The sequence below is a fragment of the Paenibacillus lutimineralis genome, from assembly GCF_003991425.1.
In the GTDB taxonomy this organism is placed as follows: domain Bacteria; phylum Bacillota; class Bacilli; order Paenibacillales; family Paenibacillaceae; genus Fontibacillus; species Fontibacillus lutimineralis.
Window position 1 is genome coordinate 2,195,159 of sequence record NZ_CP034346.1, and the last position, 21,337, is coordinate 2,216,495.

The 21,337-nt window shown below is 47.2% G+C and carries 18 protein-coding genes; 12 read left to right on the forward strand and 6 right to left on the reverse strand.

The annotated features are described in order from the left end of the window. The first annotated feature begins 53 nt into the window (after positions 1-53). Both EI981_RS30325 and EI981_RS09105 read left to right on the forward strand, forming a co-directional pair. Positions 54-236 (forward strand): hypothetical protein, encoded by a 183-nt coding sequence (locus EI981_RS30325; protein WP_472795100.1) that lies wholly within the window; start codon positions 54-56, stop codon positions 234-236. Between the two features lie 185 nt (positions 237-421). Further along, a complete protein-coding gene (locus EI981_RS09105) occupies positions 422-1,738 on the forward strand; it encodes a PQQ-binding-like beta-propeller repeat protein (protein WP_126997406.1) in 1,317 nt (438 codons plus the stop codon). Between the two features lie 614 nt (positions 1,739-2,352). Here the strand turns inward: EI981_RS09105 and EI981_RS09110 are convergent. Then, positions 2,353-2,880, reverse strand: coding sequence for a type 1 glutamine amidotransferase domain-containing protein (locus EI981_RS09110; RefSeq protein WP_127004503.1), 528 nt, complete (start codon positions 2,878-2,880; stop codon positions 2,353-2,355). A 160-nt stretch (positions 2,881-3,040) separates the two neighbouring features. Here EI981_RS09110 and EI981_RS09115 point away from each other — a divergent pair, with 160 nt between their 5' ends. From EI981_RS09115 to EI981_RS09130, 4 genes are all read left to right on the forward strand, one after another. Beyond that, positions 3,041-3,439 carry a hypothetical protein gene (locus tag EI981_RS09115; RefSeq protein WP_227011775.1) on the forward strand — a complete coding sequence of 133 codons (399 nt, stop codon included), beginning with the start codon at positions 3,041-3,043 and terminating at the stop codon, positions 3,437-3,439. A gap of 185 nt (positions 3,440-3,624) precedes the next feature. Beyond that, positions 3,625-3,966, forward strand: coding sequence for a bacillithiol system redox-active protein YtxJ (gene ytxJ / locus EI981_RS09120; protein ID WP_126997408.1), 342 nt, complete (start codon positions 3,625-3,627; stop codon positions 3,964-3,966). Positions 3,967-4,078: 112 nt separating this feature from the next. Then, positions 4,079-5,083, forward strand: a complete 1,005-nt coding sequence (gene ccpA / locus EI981_RS09125) for a catabolite control protein A (RefSeq protein WP_068781962.1) — start codon at positions 4,079-4,081, stop codon at positions 5,081-5,083. A 164-nt stretch (positions 5,084-5,247) separates the two neighbouring features. Continuing rightward, entirely contained in the window at positions 5,248-5,949 is a 702-nt protein-coding gene (locus EI981_RS09130) for a 5'-methylthioadenosine/adenosylhomocysteine nucleosidase (RefSeq protein ID WP_126997410.1), read from the forward strand. 2 nt (positions 5,950-5,951) lie between these two features. Here the strand turns inward: EI981_RS09130 and EI981_RS09135 are convergent, their stop codons facing one another. Continuing rightward, positions 5,952-7,136: an acetoin utilization protein AcuC gene (locus EI981_RS09135; protein ID WP_126997412.1), complete on the reverse strand. Its 1,185-nt coding sequence runs from the start codon at positions 7,134-7,136 to the stop codon at positions 5,952-5,954. A gap of 423 nt (positions 7,137-7,559) precedes the next feature. Beyond that, positions 7,560-8,192 carry a GNAT family N-acetyltransferase gene (locus tag EI981_RS09140; protein WP_126997414.1) on the reverse strand — a complete coding sequence of 211 codons (633 nt, stop codon included), beginning with the start codon at positions 8,190-8,192 and terminating at the stop codon, positions 7,560-7,562. Between the two features lie 306 nt (positions 8,193-8,498). Between EI981_RS09140 and acsA the strand changes: the two genes are divergently transcribed. Then, positions 8,499-10,223 carry an acetate--CoA ligase gene (gene acsA / locus EI981_RS09145; RefSeq protein WP_126997416.1) on the forward strand — a complete coding sequence of 575 codons (1,725 nt, stop codon included), beginning with the start codon at positions 8,499-8,501 and terminating at the stop codon, positions 10,221-10,223. 249 nt (positions 10,224-10,472) lie between these two features. On the opposite strand, the gene EI981_RS09150 is transcribed toward acsA, so the two are convergent. Then, the gene (locus tag EI981_RS09150) at positions 10,473-13,583 is read right to left on the reverse strand and encodes a transglycosylase domain-containing protein (protein WP_126997418.1); all 3,111 of its coding nucleotides are present in this window, start codon (positions 13,581-13,583) and stop codon (positions 10,473-10,475) included. A 291-nt stretch (positions 13,584-13,874) separates the two neighbouring features. Next, positions 13,875-14,474, reverse strand: a complete 600-nt coding sequence (rpsD, locus tag EI981_RS09155; RefSeq protein WP_068781957.1) for a 30S ribosomal protein S4 — start codon at positions 14,472-14,474, stop codon at positions 13,875-13,877. 497 nt (positions 14,475-14,971) lie between these two features. On the opposite strand from rpsD, the gene EI981_RS09160 reads away from it, so the two are divergent. From EI981_RS09160 to EI981_RS09180, 5 genes are all read left to right on the forward strand, one after another. Further along, positions 14,972-16,963 (forward strand): sensor domain-containing diguanylate cyclase, encoded by a 1,992-nt coding sequence (locus EI981_RS09160; RefSeq protein WP_227011776.1) that lies wholly within the window; start codon positions 14,972-14,974, stop codon positions 16,961-16,963. Between the two features lie 145 nt (positions 16,964-17,108). Further along, positions 17,109-17,945, forward strand: coding sequence for a hypothetical protein (locus EI981_RS09165; protein ID WP_126997420.1), 837 nt, complete (start codon positions 17,109-17,111; stop codon positions 17,943-17,945). A gap of 143 nt (positions 17,946-18,088) precedes the next feature. Further along, a complete protein-coding gene (locus EI981_RS09170) occupies positions 18,089-19,204 on the forward strand; it encodes an aminopeptidase (RefSeq protein WP_126997422.1) in 1,116 nt (371 codons plus the stop codon). Positions 19,205-19,322: 118 nt separating this feature from the next. Beyond that, complete coding sequence (locus EI981_RS09175; protein WP_126997424.1) at positions 19,323-19,568, forward strand: HPr family phosphocarrier protein; 246 nt, start codon at positions 19,323-19,325, stop codon at positions 19,566-19,568. Positions 19,569-19,749: 181 nt separating this feature from the next. Continuing rightward, the gene (locus tag EI981_RS09180; protein ID WP_126997426.1) at positions 19,750-20,040 is read left to right on the forward strand and encodes an Fpa/YlaN family protein; all 291 of its coding nucleotides are present in this window, start codon (positions 19,750-19,752) and stop codon (positions 20,038-20,040) included. 143 nt (positions 20,041-20,183) lie between these two features. On the opposite strand, the gene cax is transcribed toward EI981_RS09180, so the two are convergent. Next, positions 20,184-21,260: a calcium/proton exchanger gene (gene cax, locus EI981_RS09185; protein ID WP_126997428.1), complete on the reverse strand. Its 1,077-nt coding sequence runs from the start codon at positions 21,258-21,260 to the stop codon at positions 20,184-20,186. Positions 21,261-21,337: the final 77 nt, after the last annotated feature.

A 21,337-nucleotide genomic window follows, 5' to 3' on the forward strand; every position in this document is an offset into this window, starting at 1 on the left:
TTGATATAGAACGGACTATGAAAAGCAACGGGGCTGTCCAATAAGTCCCTAAAATGAAAGCAGAACGGAAAAATGAGTTGTTTTTCCGTCCTGCTTTTCTTGTGCGTCTTTTTCTACTTAGCAGTTTAACCAATAGTGAAAGAGCAGTGTTTACGAATAAAGCGATTTATCTGTTACAGAAAAAAATGTTCAGGAAGCTTAAGATCGACCGACTGAGTTGGACGGACCCGCTTTAATTTGAAGCTGCACAGAGTTATTCAAATGAATTAAGTATAAGATTAAATGGACACCCAGTAAGCCAGTGTTTCCCTGATTTTGAGAAGACAAAGTACAGTAAGGCGATTTTAAAAACAAACTATGAGATGATTCAGGCAGCGCAATTCATTATGAACAGGCCAGCCTATCACAAGGAGGAAAAAAGATGACACAACAGCGAGAAGAGTTAGCGATGGAGTGGCGGCAGGAGGGTAAACGGTATGCTGTGGATGTGAATGAGTTTGTAAGGATTGGAATGGAGAGCAACTGGCAGCAGAAACAGGCGGATCCGGAAGAAGACAAGCGCCATCGACTGGTCGGCAAAGTACTGAAAGAAATCAAGGCAGCCAACGAGACTGGAAACATCGCGGAGCTGCGCTCCCAATTTCCACCTGCCACCTGGCCTTTTTCCGATATATATCAGGACAAAATGCAAGGCGTAGAGCCTATCACAATCATGCTTAATGGAGGCATCCTCTTCCAAACCAGCGATTCCGCGCAGCCGCAAATCTATGTAGCGGATGCGACTAGCATAGAGGCCTTTGCTAATATATACAGTGCAGGCGTCTCTCCTGATCGAAAATATGTAGCGCTGGCAGACGACAAAGAAATTCGTGTTCTAGCCGAGCCGGATTGTAAGCTCCAAGGTACTGTAGCCGCTCGTTATAAGTGGGCTGCGCTGCAGCGGCAAATAAAAGATATTTTACCTCAATACGAGTCACTCGCCGATGATGAAATACCTGCAAGAAGCCTTATAAAAATGGTTCCTTTCGAAAACGGACAGTCTCTCTTGCTCGTATCGAGCGGGGGAACCTTTCTTGTGGAGCAGGAGCATGTGACTCTACTCCACCCCGATCCGGCTACATATGGAGATGACGAGGACGAGGAAGACCGCTATATCGGTGATGCCATGATGCATGGGGCGGTATCGCCGGACAATCGCTGGATCGCCTTCGGCGGCCAGTGCAGTGAGCATTTGCTGCTCGATACCAAGGAACGGGTCATTCATGAGATCGCACCTGTATCCAGTTACCCGCATTATTGCACCTTCTCTCTGGATAGCCGGGAGGTCTGGTTCAATGCCTGCCATTTCTATAACGGGGAGACAATTAAAGTTCCAATCGCCGAGTTGACAGACAATGCAGCTACTGTTGACAAGGAATGGCCCAGCATGGATGGAGACATGCGAGTATACGCCGCGGCTACAGTATCGAATGGCCAAATTCTCGGCGATGCTTACGGTTACCTGCGCCTTATTAACAGCGAAGGTGAGGAGATTTGGCGCTATTTTGTCGGCAGTACGATTAGCGGTCTTGCCGTGTCGGCTGATGAAGCGCTGCTTGCCGTGGGAACGTACGGCGGTATGCTGCATTTTATTGATTTACAGAGCGGAGAAAGAGATATGTATACGATCGGCAATGCACCGATCCAGGAGATGGCCAGATGGATCATCTGGAAGGACGAGGCGCCGCTGCGCTGGTAGCTGGAAATGTTGTATCATGCTGCGGAAAAACACCGCTGCAGGATACAGAAGTCCTGCCATATGCACCCCTGCTCAGCTAAGCATGGCATGCCATTGCTATCGGGTTTGTAAGATCTTATGATGAATAAGGGCTTCCCTCTAGGTTTAAAAACCAAGGGATGGCCCTTTCTTTATTCTATAAATTAAGATTATTACTTTAGTAGTACTTCACACGCCCCTTTTGCGTTTGACCTGATCACTCGGACGGACATAATTGACCGTTAGCGTTGTTCCTTTGGTACTCTGCTCTTTTAACGGACAATTATGTCCATTAAAAAGGGGAAATGTCGCGTAAAACCGCATTTTTGTTTCTAATGGTCGAAAGTGTCCGTTAGAAGAGCTTAGTTGTTTTTTTCTTGCTCTAACGGACATTTTTGACCGCTTGATAAGTCCTATCACACTGTTTTTTAGGATTCCTATGCCTCATATCAGGGGAGAATACTGACCATTTTGTCTATTGCGCTTTGCGAGCTCCAATGGTTTTAGTGGTACAAAAATGTGGATATTTCCATATTTTTAGTTCCGTATTCCCGCTGTTTTGTCCTTTCTGAACAACCCCGTTGCTTTCTCTCAAGTTATTTAGCTGCAAGTGCGTCGACATAAGCTTTGCCGTAAGGCGGCAAATCCGGTGGACGGCGTGCAGAGATGATATGTCCATCGACAACGACGGGCTCATCCTTCCAAATCGCCCCGGCATTCTCCATGTCGTCGCGAATGCCTGGCGTTGAGGTGACCGTGACGCCTTTCAGAATTCCGGCTGAGATCAGTACCCAACCGGCGTGGCAGATCTGTCCGATCGGTTTCTGGGCCGCATGCAGCTGGCGGATCATCTCCAGTACCTTGGGATAGCGGCGGAGCTTGTCAGGAGCCCAGCCTCCGGGTACAAGAATGCCATCATATTGATTTGCAGAGATTTCCTCAAAGGAGAATTCAGCTTCTGCAGGAACCCCATATTTGCCGATGTATATTTTGCCTTTCTCCGGGCCGACGAGATGAACTTCGGCCCCCTCTTCGCGGACGCGGTAAATCGGATACCATAGCTCCAAATCCTCGAACTCCTCATCTACCAACGCGATCACTTTTTTTCCAGTTAGTCTCAATATAGTCTCCCCCTGTCTGAAATGAGTCTTGACGAAAATCGATTTCAATATTTTAATTGTATCAAATGTGAATCAAAGATTACATACAGCACAGATGTGATTATGAGGTGATACCGTGCTTTTATTCTGCCGTTGCGGCCAGGCAATGACTCTTAGCTTTCGGATGCTAGTTTTCGAAAATATGTATCAAATCGACTTAGTTCCTATTCTGGAATGCGAGGATTGCTCTTCTTATGAATTAATTCCGTCATTTAAGCAGGATGTAACAAAGCTGTTAGCTGAGCTAAAGGAACAGCGCCAGGAAGGAAGAGTTGTTTTTACGAGTGTGAATGAGCTTGCTTCGGTATTGTATGACATTTATAAGTCCGGGCAGGAACTATTGGAGGTGTCCTCATTTGATGCATTCTTGGTAGAAAAATGCGAGGAACGCATTAATCTACTACTGGATTTGTACGGGTATGCGAGTAAAGCTGGGGACGCTGACTGGATGGAGACAATATCATTTCGCTTATCCAGCTTATCTTCATTTGTGAAAAAACGCCAATTTCTAGAAACGAAGTAAATCAATTTAAAAGAAATGACGAATAAAGTTGTTTTTAAGGGGCGCATTTTGTTAATATAACATATGGCAAGGTACAGATCCTTAAAGTGCGTGTTCAAAAAGACCGGTTTTCAGACCCAAGATTGGACGAAGCTAGGGAGTGGACTTTTTGAATTACCTCTAAATGAAGAAGGGATGGATATGTCATGTATAATTTGCTAAGAATAACATCCATAGAAGACCTTCATAGCGCTTTGCAGCAATCCACTAGTCAACCGCTTTTGTTGTTCAAACACAGTACTCGTTGCCCAATCAGTTCCGGGGCGCATCGAGAGTTTACAGCATATTTGAATGCGGCTCCCAATGAGGGAGTTATATATGGTTTGATTTATGTGATTGAAGATCGAGAGGTATCTAATGCTGCTGCCGAGTTGCTTGGCGTGAAGCATGAATCCCCTCAGGCAATACTCGTCAAGAATGGGCAAGCAGTATGGAATACTTCCCATTCACAGATTACTTCCGGAGCTCTACAAGGAATTCTGGGATAAGTGAAGCGTTATCATTGCACAAAGTAATATTTTGTCGTATCATTAAACTAATTGGGGTACTGGACCTTACCGGATGAACGAGTGAAAATCTATTGGCAATGGAGAGAAGAATGTGACGGTTACCATTTACGATGTGGCACGTGAAGCGGGCGTTTCGATGGCGACGGTTTCTCGGGTTGTAAACAACAATCCGAATGTCAAGCCGCAGACCAGGAAGAAAGTATACGAAGCGATTGAACGTTTGGGATATCGTCCAAATGCGGTGGCAAGAGGTCTTGCCAGCAAGAAGACGACCACGGTCGGAGTGGTCATCCCAGACATCTCGAATTCAATTTTTGCAGAGATTGCGCGAGGTATCGAAGACATCGCCAACATGTACCACTATAACATTATCCTATGTAACGCAGACAAGAAGAAGGAGAAGGAGATTCGTGTCGTAAATACCTTGCTTGAGAAGCAGGTTGACGGACTTCTTTTCATGGGCGGAGTAGTAACAGAAGAGCATGTTCAAGCATTCCAGACTTCGTCTGTTCCAATCGTACTCTGTGCGACGAGCGACGAGAAGGGTATGTTCCCATCCGTGGATATTGACCACGAAGCTGCTGCATTCGATGCAGTGAGTACGCTGATTCGTCACGGTCATCGCAATATTGCTATGATCAGCGGCACTTTGCAGGACCCGGCGAACGGTTATGCACGTTTTCAGGGCTATAAACGCGCTCTCGAGACGGCTGGAATCGAGTATCAAGAGGATTTGGTGCGGATTGGCAACTACCGCTACGAATCCGGTGTCGAGGCTATGAAGTATTTCCTCGGTCTCAAGAAACGGCCGACAGCGATATTCTCAGCTACCGACGAAATGGCCATTGGAGCTATTCACAGTATTCAGGATGAAGGTCTTAAAGTGCCTGACGACTTCTCCATTATCAGCGTAGACAATATTCGCATGGCATCGATGGTACGTCCGCAATTGACGACGGTTGCCCAGCCGATGTACGACCTTGGTGCGGTCGCTATGCGCTTGTTGACGAAGCTGATGAAGAAGGAAGCGGTGGACAACCCGCATGTGATTTTGCCTCATGAGACGATTCTGCGACTCTCTGTCAGTCATGTGTAATGCTTAACGGGGCCTTAGCTTTGCTGGTGGCCATCAGATAGAAGATAGACACAGAACAAATATATGAAAAAGGTTATCGGGAAAAAAGCTCCTTCTCTTGAAGGGGCTTTTTTAGGGTTTAATTTTAAGCTGTATACAATATGAAGTGAAGGAGTCGCGGAACTATGAGTAGAATTGGTCTTATCGGAGCGATGGATGAAGAAATCGCCCTACTCCTGCAAGGGATGGATGACAAGGAGGAAGTGAAGCGGGCTGGTATTTCTTTCGTTCAAGGTCTGCTCCATGGCAAGAACGTTGTCGTGTGCAAATCGGGAGTTGGTAAAGTGAATGCGGCGATGACAACGCAGGTGCTAATCGATTATTTTCGAGTGGAAATGATCTGGTTCACCGGAGTGGCCGGAGCTGTTAATCCAACGCTTGATATTGGCGATATCGTCATTTCTTCGTCCTGCCAGCAGCATGATATGGATGTAACGCCGCTCGGATATGAGCGCGGGATCATACCTTATCAAGAGATTTCCGATTTTCCTGCGAATGAAGATCTGATCCAACTGGCTGAGGAAGCATGTGACAAGCTGTGTACAGACCACAATTTTATCGTAGGCAAAGTGCTCTCAGGGGATCAATTCGTCGCCGATCGTGTTCTCGTCAGTGAGTTATATGAGACCATGGCCGGGGCCTGCGTAGAAATGGAGGGCTCCGCTGTCGCCCAGGTTTGTTATATGAATGAGATTCCATATGTGGTACTTCGTTCAATGTCTGATAAGGCAGATGGAACAGCGGATGTGAATTTTGCCGAGTTCACAGAGAAGGCTGCTAGCCGCTCATTTGAGATTGTGAATGATATGCTGCAGAGAATCGTCTGAACTCAAACTTCAGGATAGTCCTGTAAGGCGACCGCGAGAATATCGCGGTTTTTTGCTGTGATCTCTTCCCGGCGCGGAATTCCTTCCCAATGTGACATATCATCCAGCCAGGTCGTAGGCAGACGAACTTCAGCCTGATCCTGCCAGCGATCGATCCAGTCTTGCGGGAGGTGAAGGGAGGGATCTGCATCAAGCTCCCGCTTCAGCGGGTGATCGCTCATCTCCAACCAGAGCAGGCTCCATGCCCGGGGAACGACACGCCATAGATCATACCCGCCGCCTCCAACAGCAACCCAGCGTCCTTCGCAATACATATGGGCCAACTCGTGCAGAATTGCAGGCATTTCGTGATAGATTCTCATGCTGCATTGCATGTGGGATAAAGGATCGAGGGCGTGGGCATCGCAGCCGTGGAGACTAAAGATCATATCTGGCTTGTAATAAGCAATCAGTCTACGAACCGATGCTTCGAAGCATTCCATCCAGGAATCGTCCTCCGTATAAGGCTGCAGCGGGATATTCATACTTGCTCCATATCCGTGATGCTCTCCACGTTCGTGGACGAAGCCTGTACCAGGGAACAAATATTTACCTGTCTCATGGATGGAATAGGTGCATACTTCTGGTTCTGAATAGAAGCTCCATTGTACTCCATCTCCGTGATGGACGTCTGTATCAATATAGAGCACACGGGCACCATACTGGCGCCTGGCATATTCAATAGCGACCGCAGCATCATTATATACGCAGAATCCGGCAGCTCTGCCTGAGAGTGCATGGTGCAATCCGCCGCCTAAGTGCAGGGCATGTGTTGTCTGCCCGGACAAGACGGCTTCAACCGCTGTAATAGAACCGCCGACAACATAGGTTGCCGCATCATGCATTCCGCTAAAAAAAGGTGTATCCTCATCCATCAATCCATACTGTTCTGCGCGCTTCGTCCAAGCGGGATCAGGTGGGTTCTTGCTTAATTGTTGAACAGCCTCTACATACGCGGGCTGGTGGACCCATTCCAGTTCGCCGGGGACGGCAGGACGTGATTGCAGCATATGCTCGGGCGTAAGAGCGTGAATCTCTTTCAATAGATCGAGTGTCGATTGCAGACGAATCGGATGAAAGGGATGATTGTTATGAAAACAATAATTGGACAGCTCGTCATGATGAACAAATAAAGCGTTTCCAGACATAGCCTCACTTTCCCTCCTTATGGCCCTTAGTTGCAGCTAGCAGTCCATATTAATAATGTGTGTTCAAAAGGCCGGTTTTCAGCACCGAGGCTTATGCTTCCGTTGTGCGTTTTTTCGAAACGCTTCAGTTGGATGAAGCTAGGGACGTAAGGAGCGTAGCGTACGTGGTTTGTACGTGAGCACCTGAGATGTTTCCGAAGGAAACATGACTTCGTAAGCATTCTCTTAGCCCCGGCTGAATTCAAGATTTGAAGTCGAATATGCTCCCTTGGTTTGCGTCGTGTTAGATATAGAATTTATTAGTTATCAGCTATGCTGATGAAATTCTATATCGCAAGAAAACCTACCTTTGAACCGCGGTCGCTCATCCATGAATTGGCCTCGATTGGTTTTCTTATCAAAAGCGGACTTTTTGAACTTCCTCTAATACATGAAGCGCTGCTGGAAACGGATCCGATCAAACTGCTCTTCCGATTCAATAGGCACCTCTTTGCCGATACGTACCATCAAGCAGTTGGCCGGATGAGAGCAAATCTCCGGATCATCGGTCGCATACCAGACCATATCCACGGTTTGCATCAGCCGCTCCATCATTTTGCGGTAGTCCCAGACGCTGAGTCCACTGCTCTTTAAATCCCAGTGCCAATAATATTCGGTCGTGAACACAATGTATTTCTCCATCTGACTGTCTTCAAATGCGGTATTGATCATTCTTGATCCTAGCTTCATCGAACGATAGGCATTGGCAACTTCAATTGCGCCAAGCTCGATCAAATCGGGCATTCGCCCTTGTGACCAGCGCTCCATTTCATCCGGATAGTGGAAGGTCACATAACCGACAATCACTTCGTTCTCTCTAGCCAGAATAATTCGCCCTTCCGGCAAGCCGGCAATTTCAATCAGAGCCTCATGCTGATCCTTCGGCCTGCGGAAGGCATCTAGCTCGGGATGCATCTGCAAGGTCTGTAGGTGGGAAGGCGAGACAGGACCTTCGATGACGATCTCATTATCCTGATAGGGTATCGTATGGCGGATATACGTTTTACGGTGTTCCATGGGACCGCCTCCTTAACTCGTTCCTCTCACTTATAACAGAAAAATGAAAATTTGAAAAGTATAGCCGTGTCGTAATAACGTGTGCTATAATGATATCCGACACAAAAAGATCACAATTATACATTGACAATGTGATATTATTTACAAACTTCTCTCCCCTTTTTGCTTCTTCATAGAACGGATACCATCCTACTCGTTGTCGAACCAATTTAGCCTTTCTATTCATCCCATTTTTGTATCCGTTTTCATATCTTCATCTTTTATTTTCATTATTTTCAATCTTACAGATTCAAGGAGGATGGAACAATGAGTCAACTGCAAGGAGAAATTATTTGGGCGGAGGCCGCCTCATCCCATCTGGGCAGCTATGAAGAAGCGTATGCGAATTTTAATTGGGAGGAAGTAGAGAAGCAATTTTCCTGGTATGAAACAGGCAAGGTGAATATGGCCTATGAGGCGATAGATCGCCATGTCGATGCCGGCAAAGGGGATCGTGTTGCGCTACGCTTCAGTGATGCAAGCCGTAATGAATCGTACACCTTCCAAGATCTGAAGGACCTGACCAACCGCTTCGCCAATGTGCTGCGCAGCCGTGGAATAGCTAAAGGGGACCGTGTATTCATTTTCATGCCACGCAGTCCTGAGCTATATATTACACTTCTCGGTACACTTAAGGTTGGTGCGGTCGTCGGACCGCTGTTCGAAGCATTCATGGAGACGGCAGTCAAAGATAGACTTGAGGATAGCGGAGCAACCGCGATTATTACGACTCCGGCGCTGCTACCGCGAGTGAAGCGAGATGAGCTACCGCTGCTGAAGACGGTATTCGTCGTTGGCGAGAATGTTGATACGGATGAGAATACGCTTGACTACCATGCGGAGATGAAGCAGGCATCCTCTGAAGCGGAAATGGAGTGGCTTAACCGTGAGGATGGAATGATCCTTCATTATACTTCCGGTTCAACGGGGAGACCGAAGGGAGTGTACCATGTCCACAATGCAATGATTCAGCATTATCATACGGGCAGAGTCGTCCTTGATTTACGCGAAGGGGATGTGTACTGGTGCACGGCTGACCCTGGCTGGGTAACGGGAACCTCATACGGGATATTCGCGCCTTGGCTGCATGGGGTTACCAACGTAGTCCGTGGGGGCAGATTCGGCCCTGGCGACTGGTATGAGACGATAGCTAACAACCAGGTGACAATATGGTACAGTGCACCAACGGCATTCCGTATGCTCATGGGAGCCGGTGAAGATATCGTGAAGCAGTATGATCTCTCCTCGTTAAGGCATGTCCTATCCGTTGGCGAGCCGCTTAACCCGGAGGTTGTACGCTGGGGACATAGAGTCTATGGCCATAGAATTCATGATACATGGTGGATGACGGAGACAGGCGGGCAATTGATCTGCAACTATCCGTCGATGCCGATCAAGCCGGGCTCTATGGGCAAGCCGGTGCCAGGCATAGAAGCGGCGATTATCGATGATAATGGGAAAGAGCTCCCACCCAACCGGATGGGTAATCTGGCGATTCGTACGCCATGGCCGTCAATGATGCGCCTAATCTGGAACAATGCGCCGAAGTATGAGGAGTACTTCCGTATCCCAGGCTGGTATATTTCTGGTGATACGGCTTATATGGATGAGGACGGCTACTTCTGGTTCCAAGGCCGGATCGATGACGTGATCAACTCTTCAGGCGAGCGCATAGGGCCGTTCGAAGTCGAGAGCAAGCTGGTTGAGCACCCAGCTGTAGCCGAGGCGGGAGTTATCGGCAAGCCTGATCCGGTTCGCGGTGAGATTATCAAGGCCTTTATCTCTCTGCGGGAAGGGTATGTAGCTACAGATGAGCTTAAGGCGGAGATTTCACGTTTCGTCAAAGAAGGCTTGTCTGCGCACGCTGCTCCACGCGAGATCGAATTCAAGGATAAGCTGCCCAAGACCCGTTCCGGCAAAATCATGCGCCGGGTACTGAAAGCTTGGGAGTTGAATCTTCCAACCGGTGATCTATCCACAATCGAAGACTAGAGGAAGTTCAAAAAGTCCGCTTTTGATCACGAAGTTAATCAGGAAGCGGATCCGGCATCGAATCTTGAATTCACCCGGGTCTTCCGGTGCTCACGTACCCACTACGTACGCTGCGCTCCTCAGACCCTAGCTTCATCCAACCTTCTCGGTGCTGAAAACCAAACTTTTTGAACAAATATCTAAATGTTTATAAATAAAGAGGGTTCCAGGAAGATCTTCCTGGAACCCTCTGTTTGTGTTATATCAGCTTCAGCCGCCGAACTTTACTGGTGATGATGGGATCGATTCCCCTTTGCTGTTAAAGGCGGTAACCTTGATCCAGCCACTTGAGGCATCGCTCTGGAAGCTGAACTGCGTTCCTTGCGTAGAGCCTATATTGGAGTAGGAACCGTCCGAGTGATCAGAGAAGTAAATGCTGTAGCTTGTTACATAGTCATCGTGTGCATTGGCAGCCCAACTAACCGTGTACTGTCCATTATCCCCTTGAATATTCACTTGAACGGGAGCCGCTGGCAGTACCTGACCATTGGACGGGTCGTCCGGATCGCTTGGCCATGGAAGTTCCTCTCCGGGTAGAGGCTGTTCGGGAGCCCAGGCGCTGCTGACGATGGCACTTGGCTCGGATTCCTTGCCAGCAACATCGACCGCCGTCACATAATAACTGAACGCTGATCCGCCTGAGTCAGTGAACTGCGTTGCCTCGCCGGCGAGTGCAGCCTTTCCAGTATTCTGATAATTTATGCCGTCCGTAGAACGATACAAGCGATAGCCTACAACATCGCTTTCACTATTTTTATTGAAGGTAATGCTGCCTTCGCCAGTCAGTCTGACATTAGTTGGCGCCGCTGGAGCTGCCCCGTCATCAACCCGCGGGTCGATCTTGTTCGGAGCGTCTTCACCCGCATCTTTCGGCATATAGTAATCGAGAGAGCGATGGCTGCCCTTCATAACCGAGAAGGCATGCTGCAATTCTTCAACCAACTCTTTGATCGGCTTGGCCCGCTTTACGACGACCTTCTCCCGAACCATATCGGAAGGAGTCGCTTCCTGCGGAATGTAGTTGACGCCGTTATAAGTGATATATTTCATTCTTACCAATACGTCATCAGGTCCGGTAGGGACATATTTAGCATTGAAAATATCGGTAACCAGCTTACCAGCCTCTCTCGTCAAGTCTGTCGGTAGCTTGCCGCTATAACCGGAGACGGTCTTGGAGACGATACCGTCAGGCTTCGTAAACTTCGGTGTGACGAACAGCTCTTTCTCGTTCTCGCTTACCTCGTTCATGACAGAGGCCCAGATTGAGCGAGCCCGGGATTTACCGGCATCGGATAGCGTATTGGCGGGTTCCTTGTACCCGATCCATATTCCTAGTGTTACATCTGGGGTATATCCCATAAACCACACGTCGGCATAATTTTGCGTTGTACCGGTCTTGCCGACAATTGGAATCTTGCCATAATTCTTGAATGAAGACTTGAGCGATTTACCGGTACCGTCTGTAATAACGGTGCGCAGCATATCGGTCATCAGATAAGCGGTTTGCTCTGAGAATACTCGCTCCGGCTTAACCTCATGCTTATAGACGATCTTGCCTTTGGAATCGGTGATCTTCTCAATCATGTAGGCGTCCGTAAAATTGCCGCCGTTAGCGATGGAACTATAAGCATTCGTTAGTTCTTCAACGGTCACCCCGCGTGTAAGTCCACCCAGTACACCTGTTGTTGCTCCGTTATCTTTTTCATCCAGGGTAGTGATTCCAAGCTTTCGGGAGAAGTCCCAGGCCTTCTCGATGCCAACCACATCGTTAAACACTCTTAGCGCCGGAATATTGCGAGACTCATTCAAGGCGGTACGAGCTGTAACCAGACCTTTATAGCCGCCACTGGAGTTGACCGGAATATGGTAGCCCTTCTGATAGTCACGCAGGATGATCGGCGAATCATCAATAATGCTGGCTGGCTGGATTAACCCAGCTTCCATGGCTGGCAAATAGGCGGCGATCGGTTTCATGGTTGAACCTGGCTGCCGAACCATTTGCGTTGCATAGTTCATTTGCTCGGTGTAGAAATCGCGACCTTCGATCATGCCGAGAATAGCGCCTGTACGATTATCAAGCATCATTCCGGCAACTTGCTCAAGCCCTTTGGTCTTGCTGAGAGGCGAGAAATTATCGGCATTTTCGGATACCTTATGCATCGAGTTGTATACTTTCTTGTCAATCGTCGTATAGACCCGATAACCTCCGGTTAACAATTCCTGACGAGCTTCCTCAATCATTTGCGGATTTTTGGAAACTTCCTCTTTGGTCATGTTCGGGTTATTCAACATCGCAATAACGATGGCTGCTTGCCGCTCGGTTTCCAGCATAAGATAAGGGAAAGTCTCATAGGCTTTCTTCGTCTGCGGAGCGAGCGCGCCCTTGATATCGAACGCCAGTGCCTCCTGATATTGCTCATTCGTGATTTTGCTCTCTTCAAGCATTCTCTGCAGCACGAGACGCTGTCTCTTCAGTGCTCGTTCGAATGCATCTGCGTTAAACTCCCCTTTGCCGTTGTATGCAGAGTAAGAGGAAGGGAGCTGCGGCAATCCTGCCAGATAGGCCGATTCAGCGATATTCAGATCACTCAGATTAGAAATATTGAAAATGCCCTTTGCTGCAGCCTTAATTCCATACACTTGATAGCCGTTGGAACCATTGCCGAACGGAACCTTATTAAGATAAGCGGTTAAAATTTCCGGCTTGGACAGAAAGCGTTCCAGCCGCAAAGCGAGCAGCATTTCCTTGATTTTGCGGTCGCTTGTACGATCCAGATTCAAGAAGACGCGGCGTGCCAACTGCTGGGTCAGCGTACTGCCGCCAGTCTGCACGTCTTCATTTAGCAATTTCTGTTTGACGGCGCGAAGCGTACCTTTGAAATCGATCCCTTTATGATCGTAGAAATGGTTGTCCTCGATTGCGAGTAACGCATCGACTACGGAATCGGGGACCTCCTCGGTACTGATTGGCCGTCGATCTTCTTCAGTCCGAAGCTGACCGATAGGATCACCGTTGCGGAAATATGCAAATCCGGTAATTTCGTTATATGCGATTTTCTGCTCAATATCTTCCCGTGAACGTACAGGGTCATCTTTAACGATAGAGGTTACATAGCCGAAGACGGCCCCTCCTGCAAAGAGAACTCCGGCAATAATAAGCATTATGAGGACGCTGAAGGACGTCCAGACCCAACGCCACTTGCTGCGTTTACGGGGAGGTTTCTTGCTTTTCTCGCTCTTCTCGCTTTTCTCGCTTTTATTGCTCCGGGAGATTCCTTGACCTGACGGCCGTCCGGAGCTTTTATCGTTCTCATGAACCATGCAGTATCCTCCTTTATAACAAGCAACATTATAGCATAAAAATGAGGAAAATGACCGTTTTTTCGCCTTTATTGCCGATTTTGGATCATAGGATTTAATCAGCTTGGAGATTTATGTTAATCAGAAGAGAAATCTTTGAATAATCCCTATTATATACAAAATGAAATGGGGGGATGAGTTACCGGAAGGGAGGAAATAAAGGGCAGGATCTGAACAAGGGCTATCCCATCATGAAAAAAGCTGCCCCAAGGCCCTAAAGGCCTTGGAAGCAGCTCGATCAGCGAACAGATATTAACGGTTGTAGAACTCGACGATTTGCTTCTCGTCGATATCTTGGGACAACTCAGCGCGTTCTGGCAAACGAATGAATTTGCCTTCCATAGCGTTGTCGTTGTATTCAAGATATGCCGGAAGATGCGAGCGGTTTTCCAAAGCTTCTTTAACAGAAGACTGGCCGCGGCTTCTTTCGCGAAGGCTGATAACATCACCCAAGCTCACGCGGAAGGATGGAATGTTTACCTTCTTGCCGTTAACAGTGATATGTCCATGAGATACCAATTGACGTGCGCCTGCACGGGAATTAGCAAAACCAAGACGATATACGAGGTTGTCCAAACGGCTTTCCAGCAAGATCATGAAGTTTTCACCAGCAATACCTTGCATTTTTTGTGCTTTTTCAAACAATGTACGGAATTGTTTTTCGCCCAAGCCGTACATATGACGCAGTTTTTGCTTCTCCATCAACTGCATACCGTAGTTGCTAATTTTTCTCCGTTGGTTAGGACCATGTTGTCCTGGAGGGAAAGGGCGTTTCAAATCTTTTCCAGTACCGCTCAAAGAGATGCCAAGGCGGCGGCTGAGTTTAAATTTAGGACCAGTGTAACGTGCCATTGTATAATAGACTCCTTTTTTTCTACGTTTATTATTGTAGGGTTCTATTTTGCGCGGATTTTGTTTGGTTGTGCGGTGGATAGAATAGTACCGCTCTCTGACAAGAAAGTTCAGCCGCTGTCTTGTCAGCAACAAAATCCGAGAGGGTGCTCGCAATGGTTATGCCCTAAGTAAGACTCTATCCAGTCTTAATCAACAATAAATATTATATGAAATAGTTGTGTATTGTCAAGTATGAGTTTTTGTTTGAAAAGCGTGAAAATTGTCGATAGGGCATTGGTCCTAAAAATATGGGACAAAATGAAGGATTTTTAATGCAAAATAGTAAAATTGATAGTAAAATGATCATTGATAGCAAACTTCGGTAAATTAATTTTTTTGAAACAACTATTATAATTAAGCAAATATGTGATATTTTTTATACTCCGGGCAGAGTCATTATAGCTTCGCTGTATATTAAGTCGCTGCTGAATTGGCAGTGAAAAGGAGCTTTTATTATGGCAGAACAATCACGATCAGACGTGACGATGACGTTCAGAGCAAATTTAGGTTTGCCTTTGCCGCTGAGAATAGAAGAGGAAGATCAAGCAGAACAGAAGAACTGGCTGGAACGACTCGATATCAATGATTTCGATTTTCCGTATCTAGACTCGCTTTTGCTTGCGTCTTACTCGGACTGGCTGCCGCAGCAACCCTCTTTTCCCGACTCGCATCAAGCCGGGTGGTTTCTCGCCAATTACCTCGGAGAAATTCTCATCTCTCAGCCGCTAATACAGATTGATATCTCAGATCAAGATATGATTCGCAACAACTTAAAAGAGATCCTTGAACAAAAAGGCACTCTGTCCGTCAAAGATCAGATGGGCGCCTATGTTCTGTCACCGGTCAAGACACGTCATAACCATGAGGTTTTTGCCGTGCTAGGCTGCCATATTAATGATGTGAATGAGAGTCAATTCCCATTTGCAGAAATGATCGTGAATACGGCTGCTCAGCATTTGTCGGCTTGCTTCTATAAACGGTTCGAGGCTTTATTCGTGGAAGACTTGCTGAATGCCCAGAATCAGGCGAAGCGGGAAGAGCAGCGCCGTGCCATGCTGTTCCAAGTCATCCAGCGTCTCTCTGACAAGATTGATGTGGACTCTGTGCTGAAGGAAGTGTTCGAACGGATCGCGGGTATGTATCCTGACGCAAAAGTAGAGCTGTTAATGTCACAAGACCATCCAAGCCGTGATCCTCGGATTAGGACGCTGCAGCTTCAGGGAGAACAGGACAGCATGTGTGTGCGGGCGTTTATGGACGGGGTTATGCTGTGGGAGGACAAGCAGAAGGATGATGGAAGCAGCTACGTTGAGATTGCCGTTCCGTTAATTGGCAAGCAGGGCGCCTATGGGGTACTGCACTTATTCCTCTCTGACGAGATCGAAGAGGCGGATCTGCAGTTAATCGGTATTCTGGGTGATACGGCAGGTACTGCTTTCGAGAATGCCAAGCTGTATGAGCAGTCAAATCTGCTGATCAGCGAGCTTCGTCTGATTAACGAGTTGGTCAAACGGCTGAATCAGAGCTTGCGTCTGAAGGAAGTATTCAAATTTGCGACAGAAGAGCTGCTGTCGATCTTCAAGGCGGAATATTGCTGTATCTCACAATTAGATAAAGAGAGCGACTGCTTCGAGATTATGTCCTCCAACTTCCCAAGAATATTCAAAGAGTTCTTCCCTAAAGATTATGGATTCAATGGACTTGTCTACTCCACGCGAGAACCAATTATTTTGTCTGATTACCAGGCTTATGGGAAAATCTCTTCTAAATTCATGGAGGAGACCAAGTCGCGTTCGCTGATTGCAGCGCCGATCATTGTGCGCGGTGAGGTGAATGGGGCGATCATGCTTGCTCACCGCGAGGAGCGCTTCTTCTCCTACGACAATTACAAGTTGCTGCAGATCTTATCACAGCATATCGGACTTGCAATTGCTAACGCCTCGCTGCATGCCGAAGTGCGCAGAATGGCGAATCGTGATATGCTGACCGAGTTGTACGCGCGCCATTATCTGGACGAGTCAGTGCAGAAGCACCAGCGCAAAGATGAGGGTGGGTCACTGATTATCGTAGATATCGATCAGTTCAAAGGGGTCAATGATACTTACGGCCATCAGATCGGGGATAAAATATTACGTCAGGTTAGCTCTATCGTCAGAAGCACGATCCGTAAGACGGATATCGCAGCCCGTTGGGGCGGCGAGGAACTGGCCATTTACTTACCGGGAGCCGATGTCGAGAGCGGTTATCAGATCGCTGAGACGATCCGTTTGCGGGTAGCAAGTGAGACCGACCCGAAGGTAACCGTCTCCTGCGGCATAGCCGAATGGACGCGGGACAGCGAGAAGATCAGTGTAGAATCATTGTTCTATTATGCTGATATGGCTTTATACAAGGCGAAGAACAATGGCAGGAATCAGACACATATCGGCCTGAATCCGGAGCTATAGTATTCATGGGGACATCCAATAAGGATGTCCCTTTCTTGTTAGGTTATGATGAATAGTTTCTATACAGGGGGACAGCCTACTATTGCATGAACAATATGTTCTATAAAGCTGTGAGGAGCTTGTAGTAGAGGAGTCTGATCGTTATATGAGAATACGGTTATCCGTGATGAAACTAACGGTTGTATTTAGCCTCGTTCTACCTGTGGCGGCTTGCCAGATCGGGGAGACGAAGACGGCAGGGGATTGGTTCGATCTCACTTATGCTGGCCTTGCAGGTCATGAGCAACTGACATTCCAAGGTAATGCAGTTCTTGCTCGCGGGAAGCAGGAGAAAATCGAAGATTCATTCGCTTATGTCGGTGAACTGAATGATCATCATGAATTAAATATGCGTACGGTTCTCCCCGGCGGACAGGGGCAAAAGCTGCAGACCACAGAAGTCCAGACAGGCCAAGGTCTTGAGGCAAAGCTACGCTGGCAGGGAGGGGCCTGGATGATCGCATCCTCCAATGCCAACGCTTTCACCCGTGGGATAGCCCGGTTGAACCCACTGGATCAGTTAGAAGATATCCGCAGAGCGAATAAGAAGAACCTGTCGCTAGAGAAGGGTGCTGCGAGGGGGACAAAGGTATTGCGAATTGAACTTGACCCTCAGGAGGCCAAGCAGCAACTGAAGGCCAAGCTGGACGGTGAGATGGAAGGGATACGGACAGACTGGAGCAGTAAGAAGAAGCAGGTTAGCTCGAAGTATTCATCTGAGGTCGAGACAGAGATGAACAATCTATGGGTGAATGGGAACAAGCAGTTGGAGCAAATGATCGAGCAAGCAGATGCTAAGGTAGTGTACTATTTGACCGTGAATCGCAAGACAGGACTTCCAGCTAGACTTGTGTCCGAGACGAGATTATCCTACCCAAATCCGCTCGGAATTACCGAACATGAAGTGCTCTATACGGACAATCAGTTCTCAAAGATCAAATAAGGGTTCAAGTAACGTAGTAGTAGGCTGACTTAAAGGGGTTGTAGTGGTACAATAATGAAGAATTAACCATTGTTCAATAGAGACTTGTATGGTTAGGGGCAGCGGTATGTTACTGCCCGTTATGTGATGAGGAGGCAAGTATTATGAGAGACCCTAGAATTCAAAAGTTAGCAGAAAATCTCGTGGGCTATTCCGTCAATGTTCAGCCTGGCGAGAATGTACTTATTGAGATGATCGGTGATGAACGCGATCTAATTAAAGCGATTGTTGAAGAAGTGGGGAAGAAGGGCGGTCATGCCTTCGTTGAATTAACGGACAAGGCGCTGCAAAGCGCACAGTTGAAGTATGCGACCGAGGAAGGCATTAAAGCCTGGGCCGAGTATGACCTACACAGAATGCAAATGATGGATTGCTACATCGGGATTCGTGCCGGATCAAATGTGAATGATACCTCTGATGTTCCGGAAGATAAGATGAAATTGTACAATGCTCATTATCAGCACCCGGTTCATAGCGAGCAGCGTGTGAAGCATACGAAATGGGTTGTACTCCGCTATCCGAACGCTAGCATGGCCCAACTGGCAAATGTAAGCACGGAAGCCTTCGAGAATTTCTATTTTGATGTATGTAATCTTGATTATGCCAAGATGGACCGTGCCCAGGATGCACTTGCCGATCTGATGAAGCGTACTGACAGGGTACGCATTGTTAGCCCAGGCACCGATCTGAGCTTCTCAATTAAAGACATCGGCGCAGAGAAATGCTCTGGTCAGAAGAATATTCCAGATGGGGAGGTTTACAGCGCTCCCGTACGTGATTCCGTTAACGGTACGATCAGCTATAATGCGGCTACTCTTTACAATGGCATCACCTTTGAGAATATTAAATTCCGCTTCGAAAACGGCAAAATTGTTGAGGCGACCAGCAACGATACAACTCGTCTGAATGAAATTCTGAATTCAGATGAGGGAGCTAGATATATCGGTGAATTTGCGATTGGCTTTAACCCGTACATTCTTCATCCGATGAAGGATATCCTCTTCGACGAGAAGATTGCAGGCAGCCTGCACTTTACACCAGGTCAAGCGTATGATGAGACAGACAACGGTAACCGTTCCTCGATCCATTGGGATCTGGTACTTATTCAGCGTCCTGAATACGGCGGCGGGGAAATTTACTTCGACGATGTATTAATTCGTAAGGATGGTATTTTCGTAATTCCAGAACTGGAAGGTTTGAATCCGGAGAATCTCAAATAAAGTGCTTGATCAAGCGCCTGTTTGAACCACCTCTAAGAGAAAATCCCTTGCCTGGAAAGCGGATTCAAGGTATCATTATATTGTATAAATTCTACAGTATCGACGCGGAGGGATTCCAATGGCAAATAATAATCAAGCGATTGTTGAAATTGCTCAGACAGCAGGCAAATTTACTTCTTCCATCGTGTTGCAAGCTGACAGCAAGTATATCGATGTTAAGAGTATTCTCGGCCTTTTTACTACACTCGTTAATACACAGGACTATCAATTGCATGTCCATGGACCGGATGCGGACGAAGCGAAGAAAGCCGTATCGGAAGTGTTCGCTAAACACGACTTGAAGGTTCAAGTTGTGGCCGAATAAGTCAAGTAACAGGGAAACATTTCCGTCCTATGGGCGGAAGTGTTTTTTTGTATACATATAATATTTTGACATATAATTTTTAAGAGAGTGATTATTTGGAGAGGTTCTTGTATTGGCTCTGAATTTCGTCTAATATTAAGAATAGAGTTGATGAGTGATAAGGACATAGGGGGGAAGAAACATGACTTCATCTGATATACAGGAGCAAATTAATCTCAAAGCGCTTAATCTTCTGAAGGAAGATGCAGATAAAATAGAGAAACTGATCGAAGTACAGATGGAGAATCTCGCTACTCGTTATTGCCCTCTCTATGAGGAAGTTCTGGATACCCAGATGTACGGTTTTTCAAGACAGGTTGATTATGCGGTACGCGCTGGCCTTGTACAGGAGCAGGAGGGCAAGCTAATCATAAGCAGACTTGAACGGAATCTGGCATCCCTGTATGAAGCAATGAATAGCCGAGAAGCTTAAAGTCTTTGCGTCAATTGAGCGATATAATTTATAAAGCGCAGAATTCGGGGTCCCGAATCTGCGCTTTATTTTATATATAGTGTGTGTTTATAAAGTCAGACTTACAGCACCGAAGCATATGCTTGTAGTTTGTACATTAACATCTATACCAGGTAGAACGAGACACCGAGGATGGCATATACGGAGAGCAGCAGCAATCCTTCATACCAGTTCGTCTGACCATCTTGAATAATTGATTTGGCGATAAATACGGATACGCCGATGGCGGCAAGCTCGATGATCGTGAAGACGATGTCCATCGGTTTTCCGAACAGATGGCTGATGAAGATTAGGACAGGGGCGACGAACAGGGAGATCTGCAGACTGCTTCCGACGGCAATCTCCACGGCAGCACCAATTTTATTCTTCATGGCGAGCAGTACGGCAGCGCTATGCTCTGCAGCATTTCCGATAATTGCCACGACGAACGCACCTACAAATATCTCGCTTAGGCCAAATTTTTGTGTAAATGTATCCAACGTATGTACAAGCCATTCACTAACGAAAGCGACCATGACTGTAGCAAGAATAAGATAGAGAATAGATCTTTTTTTCGACCAGGCAGGGCCATGTTCTTCTGCTGCTCCGTCTTCCGGCTTGTGCTCCTCAACAACATCGCTCAAATATTTCTTATGTGTGATCATCGAGAAGACGAGCCAGAGAATATAGGCAACAATAAGAATTCCGCCTACGACAAGACTCAGAGTGGTGCGGTCTTCTTCATGGAGCACATGGGTCTGCAGGAAGATAGCAGGTATGAATAGAGCGATAACCGCAACAATCATAAGAGATCCGTTCATATTGGCGAGTGGAACATTGAAGCGCTGTACCTTGTATTTCAACCCGCCAGCGAACAGGCTAAGGCCGAGTACAAGCAACAGATTACCGATGATCGATCCGGTGATGCTCGCCTTGACGGTCTCGAACATTCCTTCACGAACGAGCAGAATACCGATGATAAGTTCTGCGGCGTTGCCAAAGGTTGCGTTAAGGAATCCGCCCAGCCTTTGTCCGGCATAATGGGCTACGCTCTCGGTTGCTTTACCGAGAAATCCGGCTACGAAGATGACGGCTATAGCCGAAATGATGAACTGAAGCGTGTCCGGCCAATGAGCATAATGCCCTATAGCGCTAAGCAAGAAGGTTAGGACTAGCAATCCAGGCGAAATAAATTTTTTCATGTAATGCACCTCGGTATACAGAATTTAATGATGGCAGACTCAATTTGTTTTTCAATTTAATATACCAACAATTGAAG

Coding starts and splice junctions, on each gene's coding strand:
- EI981_RS09165 (WP_126997420.1), top strand. CDS start 17,109: ATGAGAATACGGTTATCCGTGATGAAACTAACGGTTGTATTTAGCCTC.
- EI981_RS09170 (WP_126997422.1), top strand. CDS start 18,089: ATGAGAGACCCTAGAATTCAAAAGTTAGCAGAAAATCTCGTGGGCTAT.
- EI981_RS09175 (WP_126997424.1), top strand. CDS start 19,323: ATGGCAAATAATAATCAAGCGATTGTTGAAATTGCTCAGACAGCAGGC.
- EI981_RS09160 (WP_227011776.1), top strand. CDS start 14,972: ATGGCAGAACAATCACGATCAGACGTGACGATGACGTTCAGAGCAAAT.
- EI981_RS30325 (WP_472795100.1), top strand. CDS start 54: ATGAAAGCAGAACGGAAAAATGAGTTGTTTTTCCGTCCTGCTTTTCTT.
- EI981_RS09130 (WP_126997410.1), top strand. CDS start 5,248: ATGAGTAGAATTGGTCTTATCGGAGCGATGGATGAAGAAATCGCCCTA.
- EI981_RS09140 (WP_126997414.1), bottom strand. CDS start 8,192: ATGGAACACCGTAAAACGTATATCCGCCATACGATACCCTATCAGGAT.
- EI981_RS09180 (WP_126997426.1), top strand. CDS start 19,750: ATGACTTCATCTGATATACAGGAGCAAATTAATCTCAAAGCGCTTAAT.
- ytxJ (WP_126997408.1), top strand. CDS start 3,625: ATGTATAATTTGCTAAGAATAACATCCATAGAAGACCTTCATAGCGCT.
- cax (WP_126997428.1), bottom strand. CDS start 21,260: ATGAAAAAATTTATTTCGCCTGGATTGCTAGTCCTAACCTTCTTGCTT.
- rpsD (WP_068781957.1), bottom strand. CDS start 14,474: ATGGCACGTTACACTGGTCCTAAATTTAAACTCAGCCGCCGCCTTGGC.
- EI981_RS09115 (WP_227011775.1), top strand. CDS start 3,041: ATGCTAGTTTTCGAAAATATGTATCAAATCGACTTAGTTCCTATTCTG.
- acsA (WP_126997416.1), top strand. CDS start 8,499: ATGAGTCAACTGCAAGGAGAAATTATTTGGGCGGAGGCCGCCTCATCC.
- EI981_RS09135 (WP_126997412.1), bottom strand. CDS start 7,136: ATGTCTGGAAACGCTTTATTTGTTCATCATGACGAGCTGTCCAATTAT.
- EI981_RS09150 (WP_126997418.1), bottom strand. CDS start 13,583: ATGGTTCATGAGAACGATAAAAGCTCCGGACGGCCGTCAGGTCAAGGA.
- EI981_RS09105 (WP_126997406.1), top strand. CDS start 422: ATGACACAACAGCGAGAAGAGTTAGCGATGGAGTGGCGGCAGGAGGGT.